The sequence below is a fragment of the Citrobacter sp. Cpo015 genome (assembly GCF_030333035.1).
GTDB lineage: Bacteria > Pseudomonadota > Gammaproteobacteria > Enterobacterales > Enterobacteriaceae > Citrobacter > Citrobacter portucalensis.
In genome coordinates, this window is the sequence record NZ_JAOWGS010000020.1 from 14,962 (window position 1) to 32,510 (window position 17,549).

General features: G+C 50.9%; 16 protein-coding genes and 1 pseudogene. 7 read left to right on the forward strand and 10 right to left on the reverse strand.

Annotated features, from left to right (window positions below):
- Positions 1–93 precede the first annotated feature (93 nt).
- The 3 genes from cueO (at position 94) to hpt (ending at position 4,337) form a co-directional block, all read left to right on the forward strand.
- Positions 94–1,710, forward strand: coding sequence for a multicopper oxidase CueO (cueO, locus tag OGY67_RS06690; RefSeq protein ID WP_057067420.1), 1,617 nt, complete (start codon positions 94–96; stop codon positions 1,708–1,710).
- 183 nt (positions 1,711–1,893) lie between these two features.
- The gene (gene tcp, locus OGY67_RS06695) at positions 1,894–3,549 is read left to right on the forward strand and encodes a methyl-accepting chemotaxis citrate transducer (RefSeq protein WP_186413724.1); all 1,656 of its coding nucleotides are present in this window, start codon (positions 1,894–1,896) and stop codon (positions 3,547–3,549) included.
- A 251-nt stretch (positions 3,550–3,800) separates the two neighbouring features.
- The gene (gene hpt / locus OGY67_RS06700) at positions 3,801–4,337 is read left to right on the forward strand and encodes a hypoxanthine phosphoribosyltransferase (protein ID WP_003018658.1); all 537 of its coding nucleotides are present in this window, start codon (positions 3,801–3,803) and stop codon (positions 4,335–4,337) included.
- A gap of 70 nt (positions 4,338–4,407) precedes the next feature.
- Here hpt and can read toward each other — a convergent pair whose 3' ends face one another.
- The gene (can, locus tag OGY67_RS06705; RefSeq protein ID WP_008786227.1) at positions 4,408–5,070 is read right to left on the reverse strand and encodes a carbonate dehydratase; all 663 of its coding nucleotides are present in this window, start codon (positions 5,068–5,070) and stop codon (positions 4,408–4,410) included.
- 108 nt (positions 5,071–5,178) lie between these two features.
- On the opposite strand from can, the gene OGY67_RS06710 reads away from it, so the two are divergent.
- The 4 genes from OGY67_RS06710 to OGY67_RS06725 all read left to right on the forward strand — a co-directional run bounded on the left by OGY67_RS06710 (position 5,179) and on the right by OGY67_RS06725 (position 8,707).
- Positions 5,179–6,105 (forward strand): ABC transporter ATP-binding protein, encoded by a 927-nt coding sequence (locus OGY67_RS06710; protein WP_003829469.1) that lies wholly within the window; start codon positions 5,179–5,181, stop codon positions 6,103–6,105.
- The gene (locus OGY67_RS06715; protein ID WP_008786229.1) at positions 6,102–6,872 is read left to right on the forward strand and encodes an ABC transporter permease; all 771 of its coding nucleotides are present in this window, start codon (positions 6,102–6,104) and stop codon (positions 6,870–6,872) included. The genes OGY67_RS06710 and OGY67_RS06715 overlap by 4 nt, the downstream gene beginning before the upstream one ends.
- A gap of 103 nt (positions 6,873–6,975) precedes the next feature.
- Entirely contained in the window at positions 6,976–7,416 is a 441-nt protein-coding gene (locus tag OGY67_RS06720) for a PTS sugar transporter subunit IIA (protein WP_032942385.1), read from the forward strand.
- Between the two features lie 61 nt (positions 7,417–7,477).
- Entirely contained in the window at positions 7,478–8,707 is a 1,230-nt protein-coding gene (locus OGY67_RS06725) for a polysaccharide deacetylase family protein (RefSeq protein ID WP_020996224.1), read from the forward strand.
- A 6-nt stretch (positions 8,708–8,713) separates the two neighbouring features.
- Here the strand turns inward: OGY67_RS06725 and panD are convergent, their stop codons facing one another.
- The 9 genes and pseudogenes from panD to OGY67_RS06770 all read right to left on the reverse strand — a co-directional run bounded on the left by panD (position 8,714) and on the right by OGY67_RS06770 (position 17,463).
- On the reverse strand, positions 8,714–9,094 hold the full coding sequence (gene panD / locus OGY67_RS06730; RefSeq protein ID WP_000621526.1) for an aspartate 1-decarboxylase: 381 nt from the start codon (positions 9,092–9,094) through the stop codon (positions 8,714–8,716).
- A gap of 95 nt (positions 9,095–9,189) precedes the next feature.
- Entirely contained in the window at positions 9,190–10,044 is an 855-nt protein-coding gene (gene panC, locus OGY67_RS06735; protein WP_008786233.1) for a pantoate--beta-alanine ligase, read from the reverse strand.
- 78 nt (positions 10,045–10,122) lie between these two features.
- Entirely contained in the window at positions 10,123–10,917 is a 795-nt protein-coding gene (gene panB, locus OGY67_RS06740; RefSeq protein WP_071446610.1) for a 3-methyl-2-oxobutanoate hydroxymethyltransferase, read from the reverse strand.
- A 116-nt stretch (positions 10,918–11,033) separates the two neighbouring features.
- A complete protein-coding gene (locus OGY67_RS06745; protein WP_008786235.1) occupies positions 11,034–12,254 on the reverse strand; it encodes a fimbrial protein in 1,221 nt (406 codons plus the stop codon).
- Between the two features lie 33 nt (positions 12,255–12,287).
- Positions 12,288–12,872 carry a fimbrial-like protein gene (locus OGY67_RS06750; protein ID WP_111466105.1) on the reverse strand — a complete coding sequence of 195 codons (585 nt, stop codon included), beginning with the start codon at positions 12,870–12,872 and terminating at the stop codon, positions 12,288–12,290.
- 11 nt (positions 12,873–12,883) lie between these two features.
- Positions 12,884–13,492: pseudogene (locus tag OGY67_RS06755) on the reverse strand (fimbrial protein).
- A 14-nt stretch (positions 13,493–13,506) separates the two neighbouring features.
- Positions 13,507–14,073, reverse strand: a complete 567-nt coding sequence (locus OGY67_RS06760; RefSeq protein ID WP_100271492.1) for a fimbrial protein — start codon at positions 14,071–14,073, stop codon at positions 13,507–13,509.
- Positions 14,060–16,669, reverse strand: coding sequence for an outer membrane usher protein (locus tag OGY67_RS06765; protein WP_286573816.1), 2,610 nt, complete (start codon positions 16,667–16,669; stop codon positions 14,060–14,062). The genes OGY67_RS06760 and OGY67_RS06765 overlap by 14 nt, the downstream gene beginning before the upstream one ends.
- Positions 16,670–16,728: 59 nt before the next feature.
- Positions 16,729–17,463: a fimbrial chaperone gene (locus OGY67_RS06770; RefSeq protein WP_008786240.1), complete on the reverse strand. Its 735-nt coding sequence runs from the start codon at positions 17,461–17,463 to the stop codon at positions 16,729–16,731.
- Between the last annotated feature and the right edge of the window lie 86 nt (positions 17,464–17,549).

The window sequence follows — 17,549 nt, forward strand, 5'->3', positions numbered from 1 at the left end:
TTTATTATTAGCCGTTCACTTGACCTTCCCGTAAGGGGAAGGCTTATGCTTAAAAGATAGCCTGCTTAAGCTGCTGAATATAAGGAAGTGATTATGCAACGTCGTGACTTTTTAAAGTACTCCGTGGCGCTGGGCGTCGCGTCAGCGTTACCTCTGTGGAGCCGGAGCGTATTTGCCGCAGACCGCCCTGCATTGCCCATTCCTGACCTGTTAACCGCGGATGCCTCAAACCGTATGCAATTGGTGGTGCAAGCCGGAAAATCGAGCTTTGCTGGTAAAACAGCGACGACCTGGGGATATAACGGCAATTTACTCGGACCTGCGGTCAAGCTGAACAAAGGGCAGTCGGTGACCGTGGATATCCATAACCAGCTTGCCGAAGAGACGACGTTGCACTGGCACGGTCTGGAAATCCCCGGTGAAGTCGACGGTGGACCGCAAGGCATTATCCCGGCGGGCGGGAAACGTTCAGTGACCTTCACGCCGGATCAACGGGCGGCGACCTGCTGGTTCCACCCGCATCAGCATGGAAAGACCGGCCGTCAGGTAGCTATGGGACTGGCCGGACTGGTGCTGATTGAAGATGAAGAGATTCGCAAGCTGATGCTGCCTAAGCAGTGGGGCATTGATGATGTGCCGGTGATTATTCAGGACAAACAGTTCTCTGCTGATGGGCAGGTTGATTATCAACTGGACATCATGACCGCCGCAGTCGGCTGGTTTGGCGATACGCTGCTGACCAACGGGGCGATTTATCCTCAGCATGCCGCACCGCGTGGCTGGCTGCGTCTACGCCTGTTGAATGGTTGTAACGCACGCTCACTGAACATTGCGGCCAGCGACAATCGTCCTTTGTACGTCATTGCCAGCGACGGTGGACTGTTGGCTGAACCGGTAAAAGTGACCGAGCTTCCTATGCTGATGGGCGAGCGCTTTGAAGTGCTGGTGGATGTCAGTGACGGCAAAGCTTTTGATCTGGTCACTCTGCCAGTCAGTCAGATGGGGATGGCGATTGCGCCATTCGATAAGCCGCACCCGGTGATGCGCGTTCAACCATTGCTGATTACCGCTTCCGGCACGCTGCCAGATTCGCTGACATCCATGCCATCGCTGCCGTCACTGGAAGGGCTGACGGTGCGCAAGCTGCAGCTGTCGATGGATCCGATGCTCGATATGATGGGCATGCAAATGCTGATGAAGAAATACGGCGGTCAGGCCATGGCGGGTATGGATCATGGGAAGATGATGGGCCATATGAATAATGACAATATGGGCCACGGCAATATGAATCATGGCAATATGAACCACGGTGAGATGGGGAATATGCAGCATGGCGACATGGGCAACATGAAGCATGGAACATTCGACTTCCATAATGCCAACCGGATTAATGGCCAGGCATTTGATATGAATAAACCGATGTTTGCCGCGGCGAAAGGTCAGCACGAACGCTGGGTGATTTCCGGCCAGGGCGACATGATGCTGCATCCGTTCCACATTCACGGCACGCAGTTCCGCATTCTGTCTGAGAATGGCAAAGCGCCTGCCGCACACCGCGCGGGATGGAAGGACACTGTGCGGGTAGAAGGCGGCGTGAGCGAGGTGTTAGTGAAGTTTGACCACGACGCGCCAAAAGAGCATGCCTATATGGCGCACTGCCATCTGTTAGAGCATGAAGATACCGGGATGATGCTCGGCTTCACCGTCTAAAAAATTACGCTGTGCTTATCCGGCCTGCAGAAATCTCTCGTAGGCCGGATAAGACACAGTCTCTTTACAGCGTTTCACCGCACGACTCCCTCCTCCTGCAAATTCTGCTATTGCGCATAAAGTAATCGCCTTTGAAGCCGATAATCATTGGGTACCCAATGTGAGTTCAATGGATGAAATACTATGATTAAAAATGTGCGTGTTATTACCGGCATTCTTCTGGTTCTCGCCATTTTCTGTTTGCTACAGGTCGTGACAGGAAGCTTTTTTTATTCTGCGGTAAACAATGATCGCCATAATTTCCAGAACTCAGGCACCCTGAATGCCCAACAGGAAAATCTGAGTGATAGCGTCAATACGCTGATTAAAACCCGAGTAACGGTAACCCGCGTAGCAATTCGTTTCTTAAAGAATCAACGCGATCCGGCCTCACTGGCGGCCATTGATACTTTGCTAAAGACGGCGAGTGAGTCGATGAAGAAGGCTGAGGGATACTTCGCGCATTATCAGTCATTGCCGCAGGTGTCGGGGCAGAATCCGCAAATTGCATCTGAAATGGAAAAACAGTATCGGCAGATGCACGACGTGATGGCGTTATCGATAGAGTATCTGCGCGCGAATAACTATCAGGCCTATGGCGATCTTGATGCTCAGAAGGCGCAGGATGAAATGGAAGCCAGCTATGACCAGTGGCGTAACGAAAACAACGCGTTGCTCCAGCACGCGGCGGCGGAAAATCAGCACAGCTTTACCCGCATGCAATGGACGTTAGGGGCAATTGTCGTCGCTGTGCTCATCGTTCTGGGCATGATCTGGAGTGGGTTGCAGCATATGCTGCTTAAACCCCTGGCGCAGATCATGGAGCATATCCGCATTATTACCCGTGGTGATCTGACCCATCAACTCGACGTCCAGGGACGTAATGAAATGGGACGTTTGGCCACGGGCTTAGATGAAATGCGACAGTCGCTGATTTCGACAGTCACGTCGGTGCGTAACAGCTCAGAAACGATTCATAGCGGCGCAACGGAAATCTCATCAGGTAACAACGATCTGTCTTCGCGTACTGAGCAGCAGGCTGCTTCACTTGAAGAGACAGCCGCCAGCATGGAACAGCTTACCGCGACCGTGAAGCAAAATACGGACAATGCGAAACAGGCGACTCAACTGGCTAAGAATGCGTCTGATACTGCCGCACGTGGTGGACGGGTTGTTGATACTGTCGTGCACACGATGAGTGAAATTGCCGGTAGTTCACAGCAAATTGCGCAGATCACCAGCGTCATCGACAGTATTGCTTTCCAGACCAATATCCTGGCGCTCAACGCGGCGGTTGAGGCTGCCAGAGCAGGAGAGCAGGGACGCGGATTTGCTGTTGTGGCGGGTGAAGTCCGTACCCTGGCAAGCCGTAGCGCTCAGGCAGCCAAAGAGATCAAAGCGTTGATTGATAACTCAACCCACAGCGTGGGGATGGGATCTCAGCAGGTGTCGGACGCGGGTAAAACGATGAAAGAGATTGTCGCAGCGGTCACCCGCGTGACGGACATCATGGGGGAAATCGCCTCAGCCTCGGAGGAACAGAGTCGGGGGATTGAGCAGGTGAGTCTCGCGGTCTCGCAGATGGACAGTGTCACACAACAAAACGCCGCGCTGGTAGAGGAGTCTGCCGCTGCAGCCGCTTCGTTGGAACAACAAGCTGAACAGTTACGCCTGGCCGTGGCGGCATTTCGCATCACTCGCGATGCCTCCAACGGTGAGCATCGAAAACCACCTAAGGATACTCCACGAGCGACCTCTGCGGGGAGTTCGCCACAAGATCCGCACTGGGAAACGTTTTAGCCACAGACTGCCGTGCACTCCTGGTTTTGATTAATAAGCGTACAAAAAACGACGCAAACGGGTTCTCCTGTGAACTATCAGAGGAACCCGCTCTCTTTACTGGTATACTTCATCAACTGAATTGTTTGTATGCTGTCGCAAGTTTTGTGGTTAGAGCGGGTCGCCGTCTGTCAGTCGGTGTATCAACGTAAGCGCTTTCTTTCGATCTGCATGATGTGTCAACTGATAAAAATCAGTGAGTTATAGGGTTTATGAAACATACTGTTGAAGTGATGATCCCGGAAGCGGAGATCAAAGCGCGTATTGCTGAACTGGGGCGCCAGATTAACGAACGTTACAAGGACAGCGGCAGCGATATGGTGCTGGTTGGTCTGTTACGTGGCTCATTTATGTTTATGGCGGATCTGTGCCGTGAAGTGCATGTCTCTCATGAAGTCGATTTCATGACGGCATCCAGCTACGGTAGCGGAATGTCTACCACGCGTGATGTTAAAATCCTGAAAGACCTGGATGAAGACATTCGTGGCAAGGACGTGCTGATTGTCGAAGACATCATCGATTCCGGCAATACGCTGTCCAAAGTGCGTGAAATTCTGAGCCTGCGCGAGCCGAAATCCCTGGCTATTTGTACGCTGCTGGACAAACCTTCTCGTCGTGAAGTGAATGTTCCGGTCGAGTTTATCGGCTTCTCAATTCCTGATGAGTTTGTGGTCGGTTACGGCATTGACTATGCCCAGCGTTATCGCCATCTGCCGTATGTTGGCAAAGTAGTGCTGCTGGACGAGTAACTGGCTGGAGCGCCTGATGGCGCAGGTTTGTAGGCCGGGTAAGGCGTCGCCGCCTCCCGGCAATGTCACATTATTTATGGTTGCTGTGTTTCTGACTCAGGTTAGACAACCCCTGGCGATAGCGCTGTTCCAGCGTTTCGCGGCTGGTGGCGGTGACGTCGAGATCGCGCAGCAGGCCATCATGAATACCGTAAGCCCAGCCGTGAATGGTCACTTTCTGACCGCGCTTCCAGGCTGAACGCATAATGGTTGAGTGGCCCAGGTTATAGACCTGTTCCATGACATTCAGTTCGCACAGGGTGTCCATACGACGTTCCTGCGGCATTTCGCCCAGCAGTGAGCTGTGTTTGAACCAGATATCGCGGATGTGCAGTAACCAGTTATCAATCAGCCCCTGTTCTTTATTTTCAATCGCCGCCTGGACGCCGCCGCATCCATAGTGGCCGCATATAATAATATGTTCCACTTCCAGCACATCCACCGCATACTGAACCACTGAGAGGCAGTTCAGGTCGGTGTGAATAACCAGATTGGCAACATTGCGGTGAACAAATAATTCACCCGGTTCAAGACCGGTCAATCGTTCAGCGGGAACGCGGCTATCGGAACATCCAATCCATAGAAAACGCGGATTCTGGGCATGCGTCAGCGTTTCAAAAAATCCGGGATCTTCTTCTATCAGCATCTTTGACCATAGTGCATTGTTGCTGATGAGTGTATCTATGTCTTTCATGGAGTAGCACGACCCGAAGCCAGATAAATTCGATGGGCTAATATAGGGTAACTCCATCATTATTTAAACTATATATAAAATGTCAGAACGTAAGGTAAGTATAAAAACATGACCATTGCTCTGGAACTTCAACAACTTAAAAAAACTTACCCCGGTGGCGTTCAGGCGTTACGCGGGATAGATTTGCAAGTCGAAGCGGGTGATTTTTATGCGCTTTTGGGACCGAATGGCGCAGGAAAATCCACCACCATTGGAATAATCAGCTCGCTGGTGAATAAAACCTCCGGGCGGGTGAGCGTCTTCGGATACGATCTTGAAAAAGATACGGTTAATGCTAAACGCCAGCTTGGCCTGGTACCGCAGGAGTTTAACTTTAACCCGTTTGAAACCGTGCAGCAGATTGTGGTCAACCAGGCGGGTTACTACGGTGTTGAGCATAAAGAAGCGGTCAAACGCAGCGAACTATATTTAAAGCAGCTCGATTTATGGGAAAAACGTAACGAGCGCGCGCGCATGTTGTCTGGTGGGATGAAACGTCGTCTGATGATTGCCCGTGCGCTGATGCACGAGCCAAAATTACTCATTCTGGATGAACCAACGGCGGGCGTCGACATTGAGCTGCGTCGTTCCATGTGGGGCTTTTTAAAGGATTTAAACGACAAAGGCACCACCATTATTCTGACCACTCACTATCTCGAAGAAGCGGAAATGCTGTGTCGTAATATCGGCATTATTCAGCACGGCGAGCTGGTGGAAAACACCTCGATGAAGAGTCTGCTCTCCAAGCTGAAATCCGAGACCTTTATCCTCGATCTGGCACCAAAAAGTCCGCTGCCGAAACTGGAAGGTTATCAGTACCGACTGGTCGACACTTCCACACTGGAAGTGGAGGTTCTGCGTGAACAAGGGGTCAACAGCGTCTTCTCTCAGCTGAGCGCGCAGGGCATTCAGGTATTGAGTATGCGTAACAAAGCGAACCGACTGGAAGAACTGTTTGTTTCTCTGGTGCATGAAAAACAAGGAGATCGCGCATGATGCAGCTTTACTGGGTTGCGCTGAAAAGCATCTGGGCGAAAGAGATCCACCGCTTTATGCGTATCTGGATCCAGACTTTGGTGCCTCCCGTCATCACCATGACGCTCTATTTTATTATCTTTGGTAACCTGATCGGCTCGCGTATCGGCGAAATGCATGGCTTTAGCTACATGCAGTTTATTGTGCCGGGGCTGATTATGATGGCAGTGATCACCAACTCGTACGCCAACGTGGCCTCGTCGTTCTTTAGCGCCAAGTTTCAACGCAATATCGAAGAGCTGCTGGTCGCCCCGGTGCCGACGCACGTGATTATCGCCGGTTTTGTCGGCGGCGGCGTGGCGCGTGGCCTGTGCGTAGGCATTCTGGTGACGGCTATTTCACTGTTCTTCGTGCCGTTCCAGGTGCATTCCTGGGTCTTTGTGGCGCTCACGCTGGTGTTAACGGCGGTACTGTTCTCGCTGGCCGGCTTGCTGAACGCAGTCTTTGCTAAAACCTTTGACGATATCAGCCTGATCCCCACCTTCGTGCTGACGCCGCTGACCTATCTGGGTGGCGTGTTCTATTCGTTAACGCTGCTGCCACCGTTCTGGCAGGGACTTTCGCATCTGAACCCAATTGTCTACATGATTAGCGGCTTCCGCTACGGCTTCCTGGGTATTCATGATGTTCCGCTGGTCACCACGTTTGGCGTGCTGGTGGTGTTCATTGCGGCGTTTTACTTGCTGTGCTGGTACCTGATTCAGCGCGGACGCGGCCTGCGTAGCTAATTCTTTCTTCCTCTCCTGACTCGGGAGAGGAAGACTTTTGATGCTTATCACCATTACCGATTTATCACCCTGATAAACTACTTGCCTGCTAAGGAGGTAGGCAATGTTAGGTTGGGTAATTACCTGTCATGACGATAAGGCACAGGATATGCTGCATCGTCTGGAGAAAAAGTACGGTCCGTTGGAGCAATGTCAGGCGGTAAGTTTCTGGCGTGGGCTCAGCTCGAATATGTTAAGCCGCATGATGTGCCATGCCCTGCATGCTACAGATTCAGGTGAAGGGGTAGTATTCCTGACGGATATGGCCGGGGCTGCGCCATACCGTGTAGCCTCGTTAATGAGTCATAAACATCCCCAGTGCGAAGTGATTTCAGGTATCAGCTATCCATTGCTTGAGCGAATGATTTCGTCACGGGAATCGCTGAGCAGTTCTGCGTTTCGCGATTGCATCGTCGCGCTTGGCGGCCCCGAAGTCTCCAGCCTCTGGCATCAACAACAAAAAAATCCCCCCTTCGTGTTGAAGCATGATTTGTATGAGTATTAATCATTGGTATTGATGATGCTTTTGCTACAATAACCGAGGTTTCTCGCCTCGGTTAAATCATATGGTTATGCGCGTTCTGTTTGTTCTGTTGCTCCTGTTTTCTGGTGGCGTAGGTGCGGCCTTGCCCGCTCGCTATATGCAAACCACGGAAGATGCGGTGATCTGGGCGCATATTGGCAATAAGACGGAGACTGTCGGTAATTTACGCGCGGGACAGATTATTGCCGTTGAACCGGATGCAAAGGATTACTACACCTTCAACTTCGGCTTTGGCAAAGGCTACATCGACAAAGGGCACCTGGAACCTGTGCAGGGGCGTCAGCGTGTGGAAGACGGCCTGGGTGACTTAAATAAACCGTTGAGTAACCAGAACCTGATTACCTGGAAAGATACCCCAGTCTATAACGCGCCGGACGTAGGCAGTGCGCCGTTTGGTACGCTGGCTGAGAATCTACGTTACCCGGTGCTCAGTCGGCTGAAAGACAGACTGAATCAGACCTGGTATCAGATTCGCATCGGCGAACGGCTGGCCTATATCAGCGCGCTGGATGCTCAGCAGGATAACGGTATCCCGATTCTGACTTACCATCATATTCTGCGCGATGAAGAGAACACGCGTTTTCGTCATACCTCCACCACCACATCAGTGCGCGCGTTCAGTAACCAGATGACCTGGCTGCGAGATATGGGCTATACCACGCTGACGATGTATCAGTTAGAAGACTACCTCAATAATCGCGCAAACCTTCCGGCGCGTTCGGTCGTTATTACGTTCGATGATGGCCTGAAGTCCGTTAGCCGCTATGCGCATCCCGTCCTCAAGCAGTATGGCTTTAAGGCTACGGCGTTTATCATTAGCTCACGTATCAAGCGTCACCCGCAAAAGTGGGATCCGAAATCGCTGCAGTTTATGAGTATTTCCGAGCTGGAAGGGATTAAAGATGTTTTCGACTTCCAGTCGCACACCCATTTCTTGCATCGGGTGGATGGCCAGCGACGACCTATTTTACTCAGCCGTAACTATCACAATATTCTGTTTGATTTTGAACACTCCCGTCGGGCGCTCGGGCAGTTTAATCCGCATGTGCTCTATCTTTCCTATCCGTTTGGCGGCTATAACGCGACGGCGGTGAAAGCGGCGCATGATGCCGGTTTTCATTTGGCGGTGACGACGGTGAAAGGGAAGGTGAAGCCTGGCGATAACCCGATGTTGCTAAAGCGGCTGTATATCCTGCGGACGGATTCGCTGGAAACAATGTCGCGGCTGATAGTCAATCAGCCGCAGGGGTAAGGGCTGTCAGGCGACCTGTACCGGAATGGCTTTTGCAGTGCGTTTCATTTCGTTGTCGCCTTCAAAATAGGCCACTTTCGGACGCCATGTACGGGCTTCTTCGTCAGACATAGTGACGAAGCTGGCGATAATCACAATGTCGCCAACTTCAGCACAGTGCGCCGCTGCACCGTTCACCGAGATGATTCTGGAGCCGCGTTCAGCCGCAATGGCATAGGTTGAGAAACGTTTACCATTGGTCACGTTCCAGATATCAATAGCTTCGTTTTCCAGAATACCTGAGGCATCAAGGAAATCCTGGTCGATGGCGCAGGAGCCTTCGTAATGCAGGTCCGCCTGCGTGACTTTTACGCGGTGGAGCTTGCCTTGCAGCATGGTGCGAATCATAACTTCTATACCCTGTCGTTTACCTTGGCTAAGCAGGCGCGACTGGCCTGCTTTGAGAAATCTTCAGGCAGTATTGCCCGATTTTTAACCCCTGTCTACTGGGCTAATGTAACGCTTTGATTATCGATCAAACGAGCCTGACCCAGCCATGCTGCGGCCAGAATCACCGCGCGTTTACTGGTTTCAGTCAACTCCAGCAGCGTGTCGGCATCACGAATCTGAATATCGTCGGCGCGGAAGCCTTTTTCATTCAGTTCTTGTTCGGCAATGGTAATAATTTCTTGCAGCTCACGATTACCCGCAATCAGCTTTTCAGCGATACCGTTCATCACGTTGTGCAGGCCTGGCGCAATTTTACGCTGTTCTGCCGTTAGATAACCGTTACGTGAGCTGAGGGCCAGACCGTCTTTGGCGCGAATAATCGGTACGCCAACGATCTCAATGTCATAACCCATGTCCGCTACCATTTTGCGGATCAGCGCCAGCTGTTGGAAATCTTTTTCACCAAAGCAGGCGATATCGGGTTGGATCAGGTTAAACAACTTGCTGACGATAGTGGAAACACCACGGAAGTGGCCCGGGCGGCTGGCGCCTTCCAGCATGGTAGAGAGGCCGGGAACATCAACGAAAGTCTGGCCTTCCAGACCCTGCGGGTAGATCTCTTCAACGGCCGGAGCAAAGACATAATCGACTTTACGCTTGTTCAGCTTTTCGCAATCTTCCTGCAGGGTGCGCGGATAGCGCACCAGATCGTCTGGTCGGTCAAACTGCATCGGGTTAACGAAAATGCTGACGAACACCACATCAGCCCGCGCTTTTGCTTCATCGACCAGTTTCATATGGCCGTCGTGCAGGTTGCCCATGGTGGGAACCAGTGCGACGCGTTTGCCTTCCTGACGCAGACGACGAATATGCTGGCGCAGCAGCGGCAGGGTTTCAATGATTAACACGACAAGACTCCTTGAGTTGCCTGAGGTACCGTAGGCCGGATAAGACGCGTAGCGTCGTCATCCGGCACGGTCAGAAAATTAGTGGAAGCTGTGCTCTTCGCCCGGATAAACGCCGGACTCCACTTCAGCCATATACTGCCGCACTGCGGCGCGCATGTCGCCTGCTTCATTGAGGAAATTCTTCGCAAATTTCGGAATGTGGCCGCCGGTAATGCCAAAGGCATCATGCATGACGAGGATTTGCCCGTCGGTGACGTTGCCGGCACCGATACCAATCACCGGGATCGACAGCGCTTCAGTGACGCGCTTCGCCAGCTCAACCGGCACGCACTCCAGCACCAGCAACTGAGCGCCAGCGGCTTCTAAGGCCAGCGCATCATCCAGCAGTACCTGCCCGGCGTCGCCGCGGCCCTGAATTTTATAGCCGCCAAAGATATTCACCGACTGGGGCGTTAATCCCAGATGGCCGCAAACCGGCACCGCGCGTTCGGTGAGCATTTTCACCGTATCCGTAAGCCAGGCGCCGCCTTCGATTTTGACCATATTAGCGCCCGCGCGCATGACTACCGCTGCGTTTTCAAACGCCTGCTCCGGAGTGGCATAAGCCATAAACGGTAGGTCGGAGAGCAGCAGACAATTCGGTGCGCCGCGACGCACGGCTCGGGTGTGGTAAGCAATTTCTTCAACGGTGACGGGCAGGGTGGAGTCGTGCCCCTGTACCGTCATGCCCAGCGAATCACCGACCAGCATCACGTTGATGCCTTCATCGGCAAACAGCTTAGCGAAGCTGTAGTCGTAGGCGGTGATAGTCGCGAAGCGCTTTTTCTCTTGTTTGCATTTCTGCAACACAGCGATAGTGGTGGGTTTGCTCATAACCTCTCCGGCCATAATATTGATGAATATAATGGCCGCATTGTAGGGGAATGAAGCAGAAAAGCGTTAGCCCTTTGTGTGTATTCCCGGCAGCGAGAACCGCCGGATTAACGCGCTTAGGGATAGTCAATAGTGAAGCTGCCTGTCGCTTTGAACTCGCCGGGTTTGATGGTGTTGCTACCGTCTTGTTTCAGCGTTGCTCTGAAATTTAGGATCTGGTCGGGGTTACCGATATTGCTATAAGTATAGTCTTCCATATTCGTAAACTTATAAACGGAGCTGGAGTTGTTTGGCATGATCGTCATCCAGTCGCTGATGCTTGCTGGATTCTTCTCGCCGGCAACCGTCACGCCAATACCGCTGGCGGCACCAGATGTTAAAGTATTACCCAATAATGCGTTGTCACTGCTGCCTGTTATTGTTGATCCTAACTTCACTTCGACATTCTTAATGTAGGTACAGTTACTTAATTTTATTGAAAAGTCTTTTGTCACACCGTCGCCTTTCAGTTCTTCTGCGTTGCGACTGCCAAAAGGCACGGTAGATCCTGAAACACCTTCACCTGTGACGGCAGTGGCGGTACATGTTGGGTAGTGAATCGTTATTGAACCTGGACTGATGACGTAATCAAGGTAGTGGTTGCCACCACCGATACTGGTGTCTGAAAGCTTAAATCGGAAGTTGTATCCGGTACTTGTTGGAAAGGTAACGTTAACTGCTGATGTGGTTGGCTTAAATGTATCATCAGCATAAAGATGGAATTTAATCCACAGAACAATTCCCCCCATTTCAAAATAACCTTTCTTCCATGCGATTGAATCACAGAAAGTGGAGAAATCTGCATAAGAGGTACTAATGAAATTCAGATCAAAGGACTTATAATCCGTACCACCGCCGTTCCAGTCAACCCAAAATGAACTCCCTGGATAATAGGCGGTGCCAAAGTTAATCTTGGTAATTTCCATACCAAGATACAAACCGGTAGTATTTGTTTTCCATAATGGATTGCCGCTATTATTTTTAATACCCGCACTCTGAAAACCATGATAAAGATTTACACTATGAACATCGTGGTTATAGTTACAATTAAGTCCATGCTTGGGATCAAATTCTGTCGCACCAGAAACGGCAAGTTCGCGTAAGCCTGATTCTGTATGGGCGGCAACTGAAGGGAGCAGGTTCCATGAGAATGGAGCTGAGTAGTCTTGTACATCTGCATATTCTGCACCTCCTTGATACGAGGTCGCTTGCCCAATATAGACAGACCAGGCATAAGCGTTGCTGGCTCCTAACCATAAAAATAGAGATGATATTAAAAGGACTATGTTTTTCTTCATGGCTAATTTCCCTATTAATGGTCGTTCCGAATTTTATTGGTAGGTGACATTGACAAGTACATGGCTACTTAATTCGCCGAGGGTAACTGTTTCGGTACTCAGGATTTTCTGCATCCGTGAATAAAAGGTCCAGGTTGTATCACTATAATCTGTAGCGGAAAATATCGCCCTTGACGAGCCGTCAGTATTCAACACATTTTGACGTGGTGAATCGGTGGTGAAAATCACTACTCCTACATTTGCCACACCGCCCGAGGTCTGAGTTAGATCATTCGCAAATACCTGCTGATTGCCCTTCGCAAACTGTCCGCTTTGGGGGGTAAAGTTAAAGGTAACATTAGTGATGGCTCCGTCACTGATTGGACAATTCAGAAGTTTAATTGAAAACTCTTGACCGCCTTCATAATCAGTTTCCGCAGTAATGCCGTCGGCAAAATAGGCGGGACCTACGGTTGCGAAATTTACCGTTCCACTACCATTAATTTCTAACTGGCAGGTATCCTTCTGCACGGTGGCGGTGAAATCCACGTTGGTGTCGGCATACAGCGGCGCGACAACCAGGGCTGTTGCCAGCCCCGGAATTAACGCGGAGAGTGTTAATCTACGCAAACGCATCATGGTAATTACCGTTACTGGTAAGTAATGGTGAACGTGGTTGGTGAATAGAAATCACCGGCAGTAATACCAGAAAGGGCAGCACCTTGAACGGCTACCATACGTGCGCTGAGTGGCTAATCTACAGGCGTTGTTGTGGTGGCGCTGCTCAGATCAACGGTCTCTGGGTTTTTATTATAACAGTGGAATTGCACGCTATCTGTACCACCAGGTGTACTGGTTGTCCAGACCTCAACACCGGTTTTGCTCGCTTTTGTGCTCGATGTTGAAGAGTTTGCAAATGCTGCCTGATTTGAGTCACCGCCAGAACAACCGACGTTATTTGGTGATAAAGTAACGGTCGCAGTTTTGTCCTTTAATCCCGCGCATTCACTAAAGCGCAGTTTAAACGGTTTCACTTTTGTTTTTGCAAAAACTTCAGAGATATAGACATTACCAAAGGCAATTGTGTTGGTAGCGGTCTCGCCGTCAACCACCGATGCCGCACAGGTACCGGCGGTGATATTTGCCTCTACGGTTAAGTCCAACTGTGCAGTACCATCAGCCTGCGCCATGGTGGAAACGCCCGCCCCCATCGTTGCCAGTGCGCCAATCATTAACCCGCGCAAAAGTTGTTTTTTCATTATCATCGTCCCTGTTATTGATAAGTGAAGGTGAAGGTCGCTTTAGAGCTGAATGCACCGGTGGTACCTGCGCCATCCGTCAGTTCGCGCAGCGCCACTGTCATTTCGACGGCGTTGTTAGTACGTTCTTCAGGGGTCCAGGTGAAGGAACCAGAACCTGGCTTCATATAGGTTTCATCACTGACGTTTTTACGTTTAAAGCCCATACCGATATTGGTGGCGGCGCCTGAATCAGCGGATTCATTTTTAATGAAGTCACCGCTGGCGGAGGTCGAGGTTGCCAGTGCTGTGGTGATACTGGTCAATGAACCGGCACAATCGCTGGCGACGAACTTAAAGTTCTTCTGCGATTCCGCTGATTTCTTAATGATCTTATCCAGACCAACATCGCCCACCGTTAACTTATAGCCGTTGGTGGCATCGCCAGAAACCGATGAGCCATCCAGGGCCGCAATGGTCATGCTGCAGGTGGTGGCCAACACGGTGGCGGTGAAGTCGACGTTAAGTGTTTCCGCCTGACTGGTCAGCGGAAAGAGTACCGCGAGTACGGAGGCAGCTAAAAAGCGCTTATTCCTTTTCATTGGGGATTCCATTTGTATTGTGGTTAGTGACACGACACGTAATGTTGTCTAACAGTAGGGTCTGGCTGGAGCCGACCGTTTGTTGCGTTGCTGGCAACAGGAAGGTTGCCGTACAGGTTGCGGGTTGGTTATTTTCAAACCAGCGCACCGTAAGTTCGCCGTTATCGCTAATACCGCGGACAAAAGCCTGGCCGCCCTGGCCCATATTGCCGATCTGTACATTGTTCTCATAAACTTCGGCGCCGAATGGAATCGTCTGGTGATCGCTGCGCGTCATGTTGAGAATGGCTGAACGTCCTTCATCGGTTTCGAAACTGGCGAAAACGACCGCGCCATCGCGTGGTACCAGTGTGGTACTGGTGCTCTTCAGCTCGACGTCGTTATCCATCGTATCGATGTCGAGATTGACCTGGTTTTCCCGGTAGGCCGTCAGTGAGTTCGTTGCGCCATAACCCCAACGATCAATTGTGCTGCTTCCACCGTTAATCCGAGCGCCTTTAGCGCCAGGCGCTTTCACCAGCACAATGGCATCGCTGTTGCCAAAGTTGTCGTTGGTAAACGTTAAGCCACCGCTGTGCAACACAAAACCGCCGTCAGTGGAGAGCGAATACTGACGGTTACTGTCGTTATTCGCCGAGGCGGATGCTGAAAGATCTCCCCATGGGGACTGATAGCTGGTATATCCACCAATATCGGAGATGTTTTTCCCCTCTTTTTGCATGGTGTAGCCTGTATTCACGCTGTAGTTCAGCTTATTGTCTTCGCTGCTGCCGCTACTGTTCATGCTGAGCTGGTGCCCACCGTTAAAATCGGTACGCATCTGGGTGCTCAAGTTGCTGAATCCTGAGCGGCGACGTTCACCACCCAGCAGGTTCTCCAGCGGAATATTGAAGTTGATATAAAGCGAATCATCCTTTTCGCCTTCTTCATCCCAGGTGCGCTGCAGGTTGATACTCATGCTGCCCCAGGAAAATCCTTTGCCATAACCCAGGCTGTAATCGCTGCGGCTCTCGTTGCTTGCCCAGTAGTCGGTCCAGGTGGCTGACAGATAAAATGAACCGTAATCAACCTCAGCGGACTGCAAAGGTTGGTTCATGCTGACGGTGACCTGATTCTTCATACGCGAGAAGTTATTCATGGTATTGCGTTCAGCGTCAGTACCTTTGAATTTGGCATCGTCGATTAGCTCTAGCGCGTCATTCAGGCCCAGGTAGTCTCGCGTCGAGTAGCGATAGGCCGCGACCTTGAACGACGTATCGGTCGCCTCAATCAGTTTGTTCCAGGTCAAGCGATAGCTTTGGCCTTGATAGGTATCGTCGTCAGGGATATCTGCGCGTGAATGGGTAACGTCAACCGCCAGTGCGCCAAAAGGTGTATTCAGACCCAGACCGAGGAGTCCAGCGAAATAGTCGTTGTCCGTTGCCTGAATACCGGTGTAGGCCGTCAGAAAGTTGTTCAGACCGTAGTAGTATGAGCCCTGCGCCAGGTTTGGTTTGTCATGAAGTTCGTCGTTATTGACTTCCCCGACGCTCACGTCCCAGCGTCCGACGCCCGGGCGCTGCATCTGCATGACCGAAGAAAACGGCTGGGAGAAAGTACGTTTACTGCCATCAGCTTCTTCGATGGTGACGATCAGGTCGCTACCGTAGCCGGAAGGGCTGATATCGTTGATCTCGAAAGGTCCCGGCGGAACGGTCGCTTCATAAATCTTATAACTGCCCTGAGTCACGGTCACTTTGGCGTTAGTGTTGGCGACGCCGCGGATAATAGGCGCATAGTTAGCCAACTGTGAAGGCAGCATACGCGTGTCGCTATACAGACGTGCCCCGCGGATGTTCACCGAGTCAAAGGTTTCGCCAGTGGTATAGGCTTCGCCGACAATCAGCTGTGAGCGTAGTGCCGGGAGGTCGCGCTGCAGATAACGGTTCTGGTATTCGAAATTGCTGCCGCCGTCCTTCGCCCAGTTGTAGTTACCACTGGCACGAAGACGCCATGCACCGAGATTGATGCCCGTATTAAATGCAGCATACAAGCTATCGCTGTCAGTATCGTGGTTGGTGCTGTGGTAGCCGTTAAGGGTATAGGAAAACAGGGCTGCCGGGATGCCGCTTTCCCACAAGGAGGGTTCGACATAGCCAGAATAACCTTTAATGAGCCACGCCTGAGGAACGGAGATATCCAGGCGCTGCTCACCCATATCAAAGCTTACGTTTGACTGCTCGATAAGTGCAGGTAGGTTTAAGCAGTCATCCCCATCTTCATCACCTTTTTTCAGAATAGCGTGTTCGTTGCCGATCTCAGGCTGCTTAATGTGCAGCTGTGCCAGATTCTTCGACGTCAGGCAGGCTTGCGCGCTATTTTTACCAACATCAACAAAGGGAAGGGTCAGGCTTGCTACTGATTTCTCGTTGACGAAAACTTTCACACTGTAGGTTCCCGCTGGCGTAGGGTTGCCGTCGGAATATTTACTGATATCGATACTAGCCGCGCTACTTCCCATTAAAAATGAGCTGTCGTACTCGACGTTTTCTGCGGCAAAACCGGGCTGGCTGTAAAGCAGTGCACAGCACATCGCCAGTAGCGTTTTTTTCGGCATCGATTCGGTATAAGGAAAGTTTTGCACCGTCTTTTGCATCCTGCGTTTTGATTAATCGATTACAGTGAAACAGAGCCTTCGATCATGCCGCCATAATCGTTAATGGCGTGGTAGTCCAGTTTGCCTGATACGGTATTTTGTAGACCTTTGACGTTAAAAGAGGCATTGCTCAAAGGCGCAACCATGGTGGCATCAACGGTATAGCGCTTCCCGCCAACCGTAACGACAGCATCATTAAATGAAACGTAGTAAGGTGTTGGGTTATTAACCTTTAGCGTCGTATGGCCTTGTTCATTCCCCATCTGCCACTTCAACTGTTTGGTGGCTTCTGCAGGCGAACCCTGTAAACCGGCAGGGCGGTAAAACAGTTTGATACGAGTGCGGAAAGCTAACTGCAGCAAACTTTTGTTTTCTTCTTTGTTGGCGTCTGCTTTTGGCGGTACTTCCAGCACGTTAAACCAGAACACGCTTTCACGGTCTTTTGGCAATGCTGTGGTTTGGGTAAACATTACTTTCACGGATTGACCGTGCTTTGGTTCTATACGTGAAACGGGAGGAGTGGAGACGAATGGGGCCTTAATACTGCCTGGATCGGCATTATCATTCCCGAGATCAATCCAGTTTTGCACCAGCAGCGGTCGGGTACCTTTATTTTCCAGGCGGATACTGACATCTTTTTTATTTTCATCATAAATGATGCGCGTGCCGGAAATGATAATATCGGCATGACTAGTATTACTCAATAAGCTTCCTGCTAGTACCAATGTGGTAAGCGTTTTCTTAAAATTCAACATGAGCATTCCTTGCCAGTAGATGATTTGGTGTTCTTAATTTAAGAAACGAGGTGCGATAGTAATCGTAATTCTCACCTCGTTATTAC

Coding starts and splice junctions, on each gene's coding strand:
- OGY67_RS06715 (WP_008786229.1), top strand. CDS start 6,102: ATGATGCAGCTTTACTGGGTTGCGCTGAAAAGCATCTGGGCGAAAGAG.
- cueO (WP_057067420.1), top strand. CDS start 94: ATGCAACGTCGTGACTTTTTAAAGTACTCCGTGGCGCTGGGCGTCGCG.
- hpt (WP_003018658.1), top strand. CDS start 3,801: ATGAAACATACTGTTGAAGTGATGATCCCGGAAGCGGAGATCAAAGCG.
- panD (WP_000621526.1), bottom strand. CDS start 9,094: ATGATTCGCACCATGCTGCAAGGCAAGCTCCACCGCGTAAAAGTCACG.
- tcp (WP_186413724.1), top strand. CDS start 1,894: ATGATTAAAAATGTGCGTGTTATTACCGGCATTCTTCTGGTTCTCGCC.
- OGY67_RS06710 (WP_003829469.1), top strand. CDS start 5,179: ATGACCATTGCTCTGGAACTTCAACAACTTAAAAAAACTTACCCCGGT.
- OGY67_RS06765 (WP_286573816.1), bottom strand. CDS start 16,669: ATGCCGAAAAAAACGCTACTGGCGATGTGCTGTGCACTGCTTTACAGC.
- OGY67_RS06745 (WP_008786235.1), bottom strand. CDS start 12,254: ATGAAGAAAAACATAGTCCTTTTAATATCATCTCTATTTTTATGGTTA.
- OGY67_RS06770 (WP_008786240.1), bottom strand. CDS start 17,463: ATGTTGAATTTTAAGAAAACGCTTACCACATTGGTACTAGCAGGAAGC.
- OGY67_RS06720 (WP_032942385.1), top strand. CDS start 6,976: ATGTTAGGTTGGGTAATTACCTGTCATGACGATAAGGCACAGGATATG.
- panB (WP_071446610.1), bottom strand. CDS start 10,917: ATGAGCAAACCCACCACTATCGCTGTGTTGCAGAAATGCAAACAAGAG.
- OGY67_RS06725 (WP_020996224.1), top strand. CDS start 7,478: ATGGTTATGCGCGTTCTGTTTGTTCTGTTGCTCCTGTTTTCTGGTGGC.
- can (WP_008786227.1), bottom strand. CDS start 5,070: ATGAAAGACATAGATACACTCATCAGCAACAATGCACTATGGTCAAAG.
- OGY67_RS06760 (WP_100271492.1), bottom strand. CDS start 14,073: ATGAAAAGGAATAAGCGCTTTTTAGCTGCCTCCGTACTCGCGGTACTC.
- OGY67_RS06750 (WP_111466105.1), bottom strand. CDS start 12,872: ATGATGCGTTTGCGTAGATTAACACTCTCCGCGTTAATTCCGGGGCTG.